This window comes from Actinophytocola sp., from assembly GCF_035634895.1.
Taxonomy (GTDB): Bacteria; Actinomycetota; Actinomycetes; order Mycobacteriales; family Pseudonocardiaceae; genus Actinophytocola.
In genome coordinates, this window is sequence record NZ_DASQCC010000224.1 from 58,817 (window position 1) to 70,488 (window position 11,672).

Below are 11,672 nucleotides of genomic sequence, written 5' to 3' on the forward strand. Positions count from 1 at the left end.
CCCGCTCCGCCCGCTCCGCCCGGTCGGCCCGCTCCGCCCGGTCGGCACGGTCGGCCCCTCTGCCCGCTCGGCCGCGTATGCCGACCTGGGTCAACCCGTCTCACCTGCCCATCCCTCCCCCGCCCGGTACCCGCCCGAGGCCATCTCAGACGCGAACCAGCGACTCCGAAAACACCGGTAACCAAGCCATGACCACCGTCGGCCCACCAACCGGACTGGACACCCGGAAGCGACCATCGGCCGCCGCCACCCGACTGGCCAACCCAGACAGCCCGGACCCGTTCACATCGGCCCCACCACGCCCGTCATCACGAACCGTCACCAGCACGCCGTCCCCCTCCCGGGTCACGACGATCGCGATAACGCTCGCCCCACCATGCTTCAGCGCATTGGTAACCGCCTCCGATGCCACGAAGTACGCCACGGTCTCGGTCGCCAGATCCGGCCGTTCGAGCAGCTCGTAACGCAACTCCACCGGAACACTCGCCCTGTCCGCCACGCCCTCCAACGCCGCATGCAGCCCGTACTTGTCGAGCGCGGTCGGGTACACCCGCCAGGTCACCTCACGGAGGTCGTTCAGTGCCTGCTGGGACTCCCCGTGCGCCTGCTCCAGCAGCGTCGTCGCGCGCTCCGGCTCGTTCGTCCGCAACGCGCGGCCGAGTAACATGCCCAGCGCCACGAGCCGTTGTTGCACCCCGTCGTGCAGGTCACGCTCGATCCTGCGGCGCTCGTCGTTGACCGCCTCCACCATGGCCGCGCGCGTGTCCGCCAGCTCCGTCACGCGACGCAGCAGCAGCTCCGCCTCGGACGGCACGAGAAACCGGTCGGCATAGAAGCGTTCGAGCACCGCGACGCCGATGAGCCCCCACACCGCCACGAACAGCAGGATGGCGCCGAGGCCGACGGCGACCAGAACCTCGTACCAGGGATTGCCGGTGGGGGACACGTCCCCTGCCGACCCGCCCAGCGGCTCGCCGCGCACCACCTGCCACGCCATGATCCCGGCAGAGGTGGCTCCCAGGGCGATGATCGTGAGAATCAGCAGGCCGAGGACGCCCACCAGGGCGCGGTAGAGCACGTACATCCGCATGCGTCGCCAGCCGGGAACCGCATACAGGTGGTCGTCGTAGCTCAGGAACCTGACCAGCCGCCACCGGTGGAACGCGACGATGTGCCTGCCGAGCGCCTCGATGCCGGGCCGGGCCGCAGGAATGACGTGCGCGGGCGTGCAGACCCAGGCGAAGACGAAGTCCACGACAGCGGCCAGGCAGCCCAGCACAAGGCTCACCATGCCGAGCACGGCGCGGCGGGTGAGGTTCGTGTTCGTGGACATATGGCCAGGTTAGCGAGGGTTCGGGACAGGCGGACTGCGGTGTACCGCAGTTTCGTACTGCGGTACACCGCAGTCTTTTTGTGCGGTTTACCGCATACCCGCCCCTCCGCCGCCTCCCTAGCGTGGTTGACATCCACCTCGTAACCGAAGGAGCAGTAGATGATCGTGACGGCCGCTGAAACGCCAGAGGGTCTCGCCGGCCTGGCGGTGGACCTCATGGAGAACCTGGGCGGGCCCGGCGCGGCACTACTGGTCGGCCTCGACAACATCTTCCCGCCCATCCCGAGCGAGTTGGTGCTGCCACTGGCCGGGTTCGCCGCGAGCCAGGGCACGATGAGCCTGTTCATGGCACTTTTCTGGACCACGTTCGGTTCGGTGGCAGGCGCCCTGCTCACGTACTGGTTAGGGGCGTGGCTCGGCCGCGACCGGGTCCGTGCGCTGATCATCCGTGTGCCCCTGATGAAGGCGTCGGACTTCGACCGCACGGAGCGCTGGTTCCTGAGGCATGGCACGAAGGCCGTGTTGTTCGGCCGGATGGTGCCCCTGTTCCGCAGCCTGATCTCGTTACCCGCTGGCGTCGAGCGGATGCCGATCTGGCGGTTCCTGGCCCTGACCACGCTCGGCAGCCTCGTCTGGAACAGCGGCTTCGTCGTCGCGGGCTACCTGCTGGGTGCCAACTGGCAGGTCGTCGATGACTACGCCGGCATCCTCCAGAACGTCGTCATCGGGATCGTGGCCACCGCGATCGTGGTGTTCGTGATCGTGCGCCTGCGAGAACGACGGAAGGACAGGAGTGAGAGCGATGCGCGGTAGCTCAGTTCCGTTCCGGCTCGCCGGCCACACGCCGGACGTCCGCGCCCAGCTTGACCAGGTTCTCCACCAGGCCCGGGTAGCCGCGGTCGATGTGGAAGACGTCCCAGACCTCGGTCACGCCCTCGGAGCACAGACCGGCGAGAACCAGGCCGACGCCGGCACGGATGTCGGACGCCCACACCGGGGCGCTCGACAGTCGTTCGACGCCGCGGACCACGGCGTGGTGGCCGTCGGTGCGGGCGTCCGCGCCGAGCCGGACCATCTCCTCGATGAAGCGGAACCTGGCCTCGAACAGGTTCTCGGTGATCATCGAGGTGCCGTCGGCGATCGAGGTCAGCGCGATGGCGAACGGTTGCAGGTCGGTGGCGAAGCCCGGGTACGGCAGCGTCACGAAGTCGACCGCCGTCGGCCGGTCGTGCTGCACGACGCGGAAGGACTGGCCATCGATGATCGTCACCTCGGCGCCGGCCGTGCGCAGCTTCTCGAGCACCAGGTCGAGGTGGTGGGGGTCGACGCCACGCACGGTGACGTCACCCCGGGTCATCGCCGCGGCGAAGGCCCAGGTGGCGCCGACGATGCGGTCACCGATCACGCGGTGCTCGGTCGGCTGGAGGGCGTCCACGCCGTGCACGGTCAGGGTCGAGGTGCCCGCGCCCTCGATCTTGCCGCCCATCTGCTGGAGCATGGTGCAGAGGTCGATGATCTCGGGCTCCCGCGCGGCGTTGTCGATCACCGTGGTGCCGTTCGCGAGCACGGCCGCCATGAGGATGTTCTCGGTGGCGCCGACGCTCGGGAAGTCCAGCCAGATCTGCGCGCCGTGCAGGCCCTCGGCCTCGGCGACGACGCAGCCGTGCTCGATCTCGCTGTGGGCGCCCAGCTGACGCAGGCCGTTCTGGTGCATGTCGAGCGGCCGCGAGCCGATCGCGTCGCCACCTGGCAGCGCGACGACGGCCCGCTTGCACCGGCCGACCAGCGGGCCGAGCACGCAGACCGAGGCACGGAGCTTGCCCATCGCGGGCGAGTCGGCCCGGTGGTTGAGGTCCGCGGGAGTGGTGATCGTGACCGTGTCGGCCTCGATGTCCACCGTGCAGCCGAGGCTGCGCAGGACCTCGGCCATCAGCGGCACGTCCAGGATCTGCGGGCAGTTCGTGAGCGTCGTCGTGCCCTCGGCCAGGAGCGCGGCCGCCATCAGCTTCAACACGCTGTTCTTGGCGCCGACCACGTCGACCTCACCGGCCAGCCGCGCGCCGCCGTGTACCTGGAAATGCTCCGTCACGAGCGCCCATCATGCCCGAGAGGCGGCGACCCACGTGCGCCACCCGGCTGTCACGGTCGGCTACCCTGCCGCCACCCGGTTGTCTAGCAAGGGGTCGCCCCGTTGAAGGTCCTGTCCCGCGTCGCGAGCCCGGCCGGGTTCGTGCTGGTGCTGCTGCTGTTCTTCCTGTTCCCGTTCGTCTCGGTGTCGTGTGACGTACCGGGCTACGGCGACGCCGGTGTCAGCTACACGGGCAGTCACCTAGTGAGCGGCGCCAGCCCGGCGGTGCCGGCCGAGCTACGGGAGCTCGCCCGCGACCCGGAGACACCCGTAGAACTGGTGGAGCCACCGGAGCCGGGCGTGCAGGTGCTCGCCATCGTGCTGGCGGTGCTCGCGGCGGCCGGCGTGCTGACGCTCCTGGTTCCGCAGCTCAAGGCACGACTCCTCGGTAGGGCGGTGGCGGCTGCCGGCACGCTGGTCGTGACCGTGGTCACCATGGCGGTCGCCCAGTCGAACATCGAGTCCGCGATGCTCGACGCGGTGACCCACTCCGGCGTGGCCAAGGACGACGACATGCAGCGATTCACGGACGCCGCAGACAAGCTGACGCACACAGAGGTCGGGTTCTGGTTAATGGTCGTACTGCTCGCGCTGATCACAGTCACGAGCGGAACCCTCGGCCTGTTCGGCGACCGACTGCGCGCAGCCAGATCCCAGGAGGCGGGCGACGAGGGCGGCCTCGACGCTCTGACCTTCGAGGTGAGTGACGCCACCGGACGGGCACAACCACCGCCGAACGCGTGACCCTGACCCTCGACAGTGGTCGAGACCTGCCATCCCCGATCCCCTCGTGGCGCTACCGAGCGTGGAGCTTTCAGGATCGGTGTCCCAGCGCAGGTCATGGCGTCGAGCGAAGCTCATGAGCGCCCGCAGCTCTCTCGGAACGTGTTTGAGACCTTCATGCCGTGGTGAATTGGAGTGGTCCGGGTCGGTTTGCTGGCTTTCTGCGTGCGATGCGGCCGGTCATAGTGGTGATGGCTGCCCAGCGGATGATGGCTTCTGAGGTGATGGGGCGTTCATAGTCGCGGGCCAGTCGTCGGTAGCTGGCCAGCCACGCCAACGTTCGCTCGACCGCCCACCGTCTAGGGATCACCGCGAGCCCTTCTGGTTTGCTGGTTTGCGCACGATCTCGATCGTGGTCTTGAGCAGCGCGTGGGCCCAGTCGACGAGCTGCCGGCGAACCCCGCTGCACACGACTCATCCACCACACCTTGACCCAACCATCCAGCAAGATCGGCCAGACACCCCGACCAAGATCTCAAACACGCTCTCAGCTTGACTCTGTCGGTGATCTTGGTTCCACGGCGTGGCGCCTGATCAGTAGCATGATCAATCTTGTTCAAGGTCGATGCTGCTGCCGAGGTGCCTGTTGTCCGTCCATCCCCGTTCCGCCGAGCAAGTCCCGTCCCTGACCGCGCGGGTCGCGCGGGCGAGCAATCCGGGCGGCACGACTGCGATGTGGGTCAAGGACCGGCTCAACGGGCTATGGAGCGACGAGGACTTCCTCGGTTGGTATCCGCGTGATGGGCGTCCTGGTCTTTCGCCCGCCCTGCTGGCCACTGTCTGCGTGTTGCAGTTTCTGCTCGACCTGTCCGACCGGCAGGCCGCCGAGACGGTGCGCTGCCGCATCGATTTCAAGTACGCCCTGGCGATGGACCTGGACGATCCAGGGCTTCCATCACAGTGTCCTGACTGACTTCCGTGACCGTCTCGTCCAGGGGGATCGCGCTGACCGCCTACTTGACCTCGCACTGGTCCGCCTCAAAGAGGCAGGGCTGGTGCGCGAACGCGGCACCCAGCGCACCGAGTCCACCCATGTGCTGGCCGCGGTGCGCGATCTGACCCGGCTGGAACTGATCACCGAAGCGATGCGCGCTGCGTTGGAAGAGATCGCAACCGCCGCCCCGCATCTGCTGGCCGGTCTGGTGGCTGAACAGTGGGGACGCCGCTACGGCCGGCCGGTCCGGCTGGGCCGCAACCCCACCAAGCCCAAGACCAGGATCAACACTGCCGGCGAGGACGCCTTCCGGCTACTGGAACATCTCCACACACACGGAACGGGCCACGCGTTCGGGCCTCGTGTCCAGACGCTGCGGCAGATAGTCGTGCAGAACTACTACCGCGACGCGGCGGGCCGCCTGCGCTGGCGCACCGACGACGAGGGCGGACTACCGCCCTCATCCCGCGCGATCGTCTCTCCCTACGACCCCACCGCCCGCTACGCACGCCGGGGACAGACCACCCGCCAGCACCGCCGCAACGAAGGCTTCGACCGAGACGACTTCCACATCGACTTCCACATCGACTTCGACCGCCAGCAAGTCACCTGCCCCCAAGGACAAGTCAGCAAGGGCTGGCACGGCCCCTACCCAACCTCCTCACCCACCGCCGCCCCGCTGATCGTCGCGCGATTCACCAAAAGCCAGTGCCAGCCCTGTCCGGCCCGCAGCCAGTGCACCACTTCTCGTGACGGCGCCCGGAACGTGGGCTCCCCCCGCGAGAACTCCGCGACCTGCAACTCCGCGTCCGCGCCGAGCAACAGACCCCCGACTGGCAGCCCGGTATGCGGTCCGTTCCAGAGTGGAGGGCACCGTGAACGAGTTCGCCCACGGACACGGCATGCGTCGATGCCGCTACCGGGGACAACCCAAGGCTCATCTGCAACATGTCTTCACCGCGATCGCCGTGAACATCGAACGCCTCAGCGGCCTACCACCATCCGGCGAGACCATCCCGGCCCAACCACCAACCGCCTTCCAGGATTTCCTGGACCAACACGAGATTCCTCGACTGAAGTCCTGGCGCGCCGTCAGCAGCTGATTTCGACGCGAGCAAGATCACCGACAGAGTCAAGCTCAGGCCCTCGCGATTCTCTGGAACCCCGCCGAGTTGTTTCGCTTTCCTGACCACGTTACGCACAATTTGTGCACCAGCGACGCAACCTAAAGCGAGTCGCGACGGGAATCACCCGATTGTGCATTGCCGCCGAAGAAGGGACATGTCAATGTGCTCGACATACAGCAGGGGCAGCAATCGCAAAGCCCATACACGCAAACGTGAAAGACATGAAATATGAGTGCACAATTCACGAGCCAATGGCCGCGTATTCGGCGGTTCCTGCACATAGACAACCCGACCGGTACGGTTGACGGCGACTATCTGACTTTCTTGCGCACCGAGGACCGCCTCGACCCGGCCGAACGCGCAGCGGCATACGAGGAGTGGGCCGACTTCTACGAGTGGCGGCTCGCACGACGGGCCGGCGAACTGGCCACCGACCGCGTCAAACGGTACCTCGCGGCCGAATGGACCGAGAGCATGGCCTACTCGTGCCGGCGGAGCGCGGCCTTCGCGCGAGGCGAGGACCCCGGCCCGTGCGTTCCGCTGTCGGCGCGACGGCCCGACCTGGCCGAGGAACGCCTGGCGATCACGGCCGAAACCGTCGCGAACCTGGAGCCACGCACACAACTGGCCAAGGCGGGGTAACCGGTGCTCCCCTACCTGCGCCGGTGGGCCGTACAGGGCACCAAACCCAACGGCGACAGGGCGACCACCATCTTCGACCTGCAGCACGACTACCGGTACGTCATCGCCTATCCGGCCACAGTGGACATCTACGCGGTCACCGTCGCGGCCTCCGGCATACGCATGCTCGCCGACACCGCGAACTCCCGCACCGCCTGCGCGGTCCCGGTCGAGCACGCCACCTACGGCCGGCGACTATTCGGTCTGCACCCGTACCAGGCAAGCACCGACCCGTCGCCACCCATGGAGCTGTACCTAATCCTGCCCGGCGACGAAATCTTCATCATCTACCGCGACGACCAACTGCGCCGGCTCACCAGTGCCCTCACCGAGATCGTCGCCAGCTTCGAGTAGAAAATCCTTGTCTCGCAATAGTCTCACCGCACCGATTGCCGCCCCGTCCGCCCTGGCGGGCGGCATGGCGCCGCCAGTCATCCCGCCGCCCGCACAAAGTTGGGCACCGTCGACCCGGACTACCCGATGGGCGCCGACCTGGCCCCCGGCATCAAGGTGATCGTGGCGATTCCGGTCACCGAACTGTCCGCCGCCGAACCGTTCCCCCTCACCGGCACGGACGCGTGCACCAACGTGCCGGCTGACTTGGTCGCTCCGGCCGGCGCCGTGGCGCCTGTGTCGAGTGACGAGTGCGTCTGACGGGGGCTCGACCTCGGTCTGGACTCGGCGCACTGCCCGAGTCGATGGCCAAGGAGATCGAGTCACACCTCGCCATGGCGTACGGCGGATCCGATCCCCTCGCCCACCTCGCGTGACTCCGTGTCGACGGCACTACGTGATCAAACGCATCCTCGAGTTCGACCCGGGCAAGGGCTGCTGGCTGACACTCTACGAGTCCTCCCCGCCACCGTGTCCGTGACGGTGTACCGGATCGATCCCCGCGATCGGTGAGTCGACCGAGTCCGACCTCGGTTCGTCACTGCGTAAGGTCTGCCCGATCGCCCGGCAGATCGCCAAGAACCTGTTTGACCACCTCGACGACCAGCAACCGAACTGGCGGGAGACCGTCATTCATCCAACCGAGTGATGTAACCGGTTCAACACCCTCTGTCGCCGCCGGCCGATATGCTGCGTGGTGGGTGAGCGCGCCGTTTGGGGGGCGCCGAGAGGAGGAGCCGCGATGCCATTCTGGAAGGACGGAACGGACACCGGCTCGAGCACAAGCACCCTGCGGGTCGACCCCGCCCGGGTACTCCAGCTCAAAGCTGAACTCCAACCCGTTCACGACGAGGTCGAACAATTTCTGTTAGCAAATGAACTCGCATGGGGGGTGCGCCCGCTCGGCGCCGATCCTGTGAGTCGCGAGACCGCCACCGCATTCAACGAGAACGCTTCGACGGCGTTCGATGCCGCATATGGTTATCTGGACGAACTCAAGGCCGTGCTAGCTGCACTCGACCAAGCAGCCAAGACATACAACCTCGTCGAGGACAGCAACACGCAGACCTTTCGACAGGGCGTCCAGTGACCCCGATCCGTTGGTTGCGTCTCGCCGCCGCCCTGTCAGCGATGCTGACACTGCCTGGCTGCACGCATACATCCCCCGGCACACCCATGCCCAACGACGCCGTGACCACCGGCGGCGAACCAGACAACACCAAGACAACAAGCACTGAATCGTCCAGTGACAGACCTCGGGAGATCACTCTGGACGACAAGGATCCGTGCGGACTGATTCCGGAGGCCGACTGGCCGAAGCTTGATATCAAAGGACGCGGTGAACAATCCGAGGAACCCACCTTGAAGTCACCTCAGTGCTACTACTCCGACGTAGGGAATGTCACGCTTGTCATGACTGAGGGCATTGAGGCATGGACCGAAGGAAATCGGAACCTCAAGGTCGAGGACACCAAACCCATCGAGGGATTCCCCACGATAACCATGACAAACGAGGCTGGAGGGCGGGCCTGTTTCACGGCAGTGGACGTGGCAGACGGCCAATATCTTCTGACCACAGCGACACCAAATCCTAACGACCCGAGCAAGCCAGAGAAATGCGATCTCGCATACCAGCTGGCGGAGTCGGCGATGAAGACGTTGGTGGCATCATGACCATCGTGAGGCACAGGAGAGGGCGATGAACTCTCGCCACAACTGGGACGGCTACTCCCACCAGGAGTTGTACGATCGAATTCACGGGAAGGGTGGATTGTTCCTTCCGGATGGCGCAGGAGCCTCCGGAGCGACCAATGGGCAGGTGGGATGGGGCAGGCTGGCATCGCTGATGGCGAGCGCCCGTGAACGGACCGAGACAGCGCTTGCCAGGGCGGGCGCGGTGTGGGAGGGCGACGCCGCCAACGCGATGCGATCCGGCATTACGCCGCTCGCTCAGTGGGCCGACGACGCACACACTGCCAGTACTGCGAGCCAGGGCAGCGTGGATGCCCACGTCAACTCCTACTCTGCGGCGAAGAACAAGATGCCCGAGCCGGTACCAGTCACCTCGACCGCCAACAGCGACTTGGGTGGCATTCCCGCGGGGTTCACGCATCTGTTCGGTGGGCAGACCGACCAGGACAAGCAGGAGGCCACGGAGCAGGAGGCCAAATCCGAGGCGGTCCGGATCATGTCCGGCTACGAGAGCGAGTCCAACGCCGCGCAGGCCAATGTCGGGCAGTTCGTGCCGCCGCCGTCCGTCACCGTGGATGTGGCGCCGACCCAGCCGCGAGGTGGGGATGTCATTCTGGTCGGGGCCAGTGAGCCACGGCACGGCCAGACGATCGACGATGGCACCCGGTCGCCCGGCGACACCCGTGGTCCGGGCTCGACCCCACCTCCCGGGGGTTGGTCTGCTCCGCCCGGGAGCGCACCTTCCGGCGCCACCACCCCGAGTTTCGGCACTACGGATCCCTCGTCGTCGGTGTCGTCTCCTGGTAACCCGGTCACCACGGGCCTCGGCTCTGACTCGATCCGGGCCGGTTCGCCGGCGGTTCCGTTCGCGGGCTTCGGCCCGAGCGGTGGGCCTGGCGGGGGAAGCACGGAACGTGGACCCTTCGGTGGGCGCGGTCTTGCCGGTGGTGGGGGCGTCACCGAGCGGGGGCCTGGTGGTCTGCGCGGCGCCGCTCCGGGCGGCGGCGTACTGGGCGGGGAAACGCTCGTCGGGCGTGGCGGTGCGGCCGGCGCTCGAGGAACCAACGGCATGGGTATGGCGTCGGCGGGAAATCGTGCCGAGGGCGACGAGGACAAGGAGCACAAGTCCGCGGGGTACCTGGTCGACTTCCACGACGAGTTCTGGGACGACAGCCCGCCGGTCGCGCCCTCGGTGATCGGTGACGAGGAAGACGACCACTGACCGATGGGCAGATTCACGCTGTCCTGGCTCGAGTACGACTTCCTGTGGGAGCACCTCGAGCTTGGTCGGCGTCCGCCCATCCTGGATGTCAACTCCCACGGCCGTACCTTCGAGGAGCGGGACGAGCTGCGTGCCGCGGCGTGGAAGTCGTTGGCCTGCAAGGGATTGGGCAACCCCGGCAACGTCGACCCCAAGCTGAGGGCCTGCCTGCGGGTGCTCGCCCGGCCTGAGTGGGAGGTCGACGGCCGCCTTCACCTGTCGTCGGACGGGCGGCGGACCTCGGTTCTCATCTGCTCGCACGGCGCTAGGGCCGCCGTCGGGGTCCTGGATGCCGACCACCTCACCGTGTGGCCGACCGCTGCCACCGGGCTCGCGCGGGCCATCGTCGCCCGGCTGCCGGACCATCCGGCGGGGACCGGGATGTCGATCACGCTGCCGGCCGAGACGCTCGACAGGTGTGCGGCGCGGGCCGGCAGCGACCCGGACGCGCTTCGGCGCGCTCTGGTGTCCGCCGGGCTCGGCAAGGATGAGGCGCGCAAGATCGTGGAGGTCACCGGCCAGGTCGTCCGGTTCGGGCACATCGGCGCGGCGTACACCCCTCGGCACGGCGACCGCCGGAGGGCCGATCATGTCGTCAGCTTCTACGACAACCCCCAGGGCAGGTACCTCTTCACCCGCCGGCCCAGCGGGGGCGCGGTCTGGGTGACGCTCAGCCCGGGCAGCCCGGCCGCCATCACCAGGCAGGTCGAGGAGCTACTGGACGGACTCGCGCGGGTCCGCCGGTAGTGTGCGGGGCATGGCGGTTCACATTACCCGGGTTTACACCAGGGTCGGCGACGACGGCACCACCGCGCTCGGGGACGGGCAGCGCGTGCCCAAGACCGACCCTCGCCTCGCCGCCTACGCGGACGTCGACGAGGCCAACTCCGCCATCGGGGTCGCGGTGGCCATGGGTGGGTTGGCTGCCGAGGTGGCCGGCGTCCTGCAGGCCGTCCAGAACGATCTCTTCGATGTCGGCGCCGACCTCTGTGCGCCCGTGGTGCCCGATCCCAAGTACCCGCCCCTGCGGATCACCGAGCCGTACATCGAGCGGCTGGAGACGTGGTGCGACGAGTTCAACGGGCGCCTGACGAGGCTCAACTCGTTCATCCTGCCCGGCGGCACCGCCGGCGCCGCCTTGCTGCACGTCGCGCGGACCGTCACCCGGCGGGCCGAGCGGGGGGCCTGGCGGCTCGTCGAGGTCGATGCCGAGCGGACCAACGTCCTCGCCGCCAAGTACCTCAACCGGCTTTCCGACCTGCTGTTCGTGCTCTCGCGCGTCGCCAACCCCGATGGTGACGTTCTGTGGCAGCCCGGTGGCGGGCGCTGAATTACTCCCC

General features: G+C 67.4%; 15 protein-coding genes. 12 read left to right on the forward strand and 3 right to left on the reverse strand.

Annotation, left to right across the window (positions count from 1 at the left end; translation table 11 throughout):
* Nucleotides 1–145 precede the first annotated feature (145 nt).
* On the reverse strand, nt 146–1,333 hold the full coding sequence (locus tag VET29_RS34670) for a sensor histidine kinase (protein ID WP_324928734.1): 1,188 nt from the start codon (nt 1,331–1,333) through the stop codon (nt 146–148).
* A 159-nt stretch (nt 1,334–1,492) separates the two neighbouring features.
* On the opposite strand from VET29_RS34670, the gene VET29_RS34675 reads away from it, so the two are divergent.
* Nucleotides 1,493–2,146 (forward strand): DedA family protein, encoded by a 654-nt coding sequence (locus VET29_RS34675; protein ID WP_324928736.1) that lies wholly within the window; start codon nt 1,493–1,495, stop codon nt 2,144–2,146.
* 1 nt (nt 2,147) lies between these two features.
* On the opposite strand, the gene murA is transcribed toward VET29_RS34675, so the two are convergent.
* Entirely contained in the window at nt 2,148–3,422 is a 1,275-nt protein-coding gene (murA, locus tag VET29_RS34680) for a UDP-N-acetylglucosamine 1-carboxyvinyltransferase (protein WP_324928738.1), read from the reverse strand.
* A gap of 102 nt (nt 3,423–3,524) precedes the next feature.
* Between murA and VET29_RS34685 the strand changes: the two genes are divergently transcribed.
* A complete protein-coding gene (locus tag VET29_RS34685; protein WP_324928740.1) occupies nt 3,525–4,205 on the forward strand; it encodes a hypothetical protein in 681 nt (226 codons plus the stop codon).
* 154 nt (nt 4,206–4,359) lie between these two features.
* On the opposite strand, the gene VET29_RS44225 is transcribed toward VET29_RS34685, so the two are convergent.
* Entirely contained in the window at nt 4,360–4,662 is a 303-nt protein-coding gene (locus VET29_RS44225; protein ID WP_414636695.1) for a transposase, read from the reverse strand.
* A 168-nt stretch (nt 4,663–4,830) separates the two neighbouring features.
* Here VET29_RS44225 and VET29_RS34690 point away from each other — a divergent pair, with 168 nt between their 5' ends.
* The 10 genes from VET29_RS34690 (at nt 4,831) to VET29_RS34735 (ending at nt 11,662) form a co-directional block, all read left to right on the forward strand.
* Nucleotides 4,831–5,157 (forward strand): transposase, encoded by a 327-nt coding sequence (locus tag VET29_RS34690; protein ID WP_324928742.1) that lies wholly within the window; start codon nt 4,831–4,833, stop codon nt 5,155–5,157.
* Nucleotides 5,158–5,927: 770 nt separating this feature from the next.
* On the forward strand, nt 5,928–6,281 hold the full coding sequence (locus VET29_RS34695) for a transposase (RefSeq protein WP_324928744.1): 354 nt from the start codon (nt 5,928–5,930) through the stop codon (nt 6,279–6,281).
* 348 nt (nt 6,282–6,629) lie between these two features.
* Nucleotides 6,630–6,947 carry a hypothetical protein gene (locus VET29_RS34700; protein WP_324928746.1) on the forward strand — a complete coding sequence of 106 codons (318 nt, stop codon included), beginning with the start codon at nt 6,630–6,632 and terminating at the stop codon, nt 6,945–6,947.
* Between the two features lie 3 nt (nt 6,948–6,950).
* Nucleotides 6,951–7,340: a hypothetical protein gene (locus VET29_RS34705; RefSeq protein ID WP_324928748.1), complete on the forward strand. Its 390-nt coding sequence runs from the start codon at nt 6,951–6,953 to the stop codon at nt 7,338–7,340.
* A gap of 126 nt (nt 7,341–7,466) precedes the next feature.
* Nucleotides 7,467–7,640: a hypothetical protein gene (locus VET29_RS34710; protein ID WP_324928750.1), complete on the forward strand. Its 174-nt coding sequence runs from the start codon at nt 7,467–7,469 to the stop codon at nt 7,638–7,640.
* A gap of 481 nt (nt 7,641–8,121) precedes the next feature.
* Nucleotides 8,122–8,469, forward strand: a complete 348-nt coding sequence (locus VET29_RS34715) for a PE domain-containing protein (RefSeq protein WP_324928752.1) — start codon at nt 8,122–8,124, stop codon at nt 8,467–8,469.
* On the forward strand, nt 8,466–9,053 hold the full coding sequence (locus VET29_RS34720) for a DUF3558 domain-containing protein (RefSeq protein WP_324928754.1): 588 nt from the start codon (nt 8,466–8,468) through the stop codon (nt 9,051–9,053). The genes VET29_RS34715 and VET29_RS34720 overlap by 4 nt, the downstream gene beginning before the upstream one ends.
* Before the next feature lie 25 nt (nt 9,054–9,078).
* Nucleotides 9,079–10,293 (forward strand): PPE domain-containing protein, encoded by a 1,215-nt coding sequence (locus tag VET29_RS34725; protein WP_324928756.1) that lies wholly within the window; start codon nt 9,079–9,081, stop codon nt 10,291–10,293.
* Between the two features lie 3 nt (nt 10,294–10,296).
* A complete protein-coding gene (locus tag VET29_RS34730; protein ID WP_324928758.1) occupies nt 10,297–11,079 on the forward strand; it encodes an ESX secretion-associated protein EspG in 783 nt (260 codons plus the stop codon).
* A 10-nt stretch (nt 11,080–11,089) separates the two neighbouring features.
* Nucleotides 11,090–11,662: a cob(I)yrinic acid a,c-diamide adenosyltransferase gene (locus VET29_RS34735; RefSeq protein WP_324928760.1), complete on the forward strand. Its 573-nt coding sequence runs from the start codon at nt 11,090–11,092 to the stop codon at nt 11,660–11,662.
* The last annotated feature ends 10 nt before the right edge of the window (nt 11,663–11,672 follow it).

Excerpts from the sequence above, each read along its gene's own strand:
- VET29_RS34670 (WP_324928734.1), bottom strand. The coding sequence starts at position 1,333 with ATGTCCACGAACACGAACCTCACCCGCCGCGCCGTGCTCGGCATGGTG.
- VET29_RS34675 (WP_324928736.1), top strand. The coding sequence starts at position 1,493 with ATGATCGTGACGGCCGCTGAAACGCCAGAGGGTCTCGCCGGCCTGGCG.
- VET29_RS44225 (WP_414636695.1), bottom strand. The coding sequence starts at position 4,662 with ATGAGTCGTGTGCAGCGGGGTTCGCCGGCAGCTCGTCGACTGGGCCCA.
- VET29_RS34710 (WP_324928750.1), top strand. The coding sequence starts at position 7,467 with ATGGGCGCCGACCTGGCCCCCGGCATCAAGGTGATCGTGGCGATTCCG.
- VET29_RS34715 (WP_324928752.1), top strand. The coding sequence starts at position 8,122 with ATGCCATTCTGGAAGGACGGAACGGACACCGGCTCGAGCACAAGCACC.
- VET29_RS34725 (WP_324928756.1), top strand. The coding sequence starts at position 9,079 with ATGAACTCTCGCCACAACTGGGACGGCTACTCCCACCAGGAGTTGTAC.
- VET29_RS34730 (WP_324928758.1), top strand. The coding sequence starts at position 10,297 with ATGGGCAGATTCACGCTGTCCTGGCTCGAGTACGACTTCCTGTGGGAG.
- VET29_RS34735 (WP_324928760.1), top strand. The coding sequence starts at position 11,090 with ATGGCGGTTCACATTACCCGGGTTTACACCAGGGTCGGCGACGACGGC.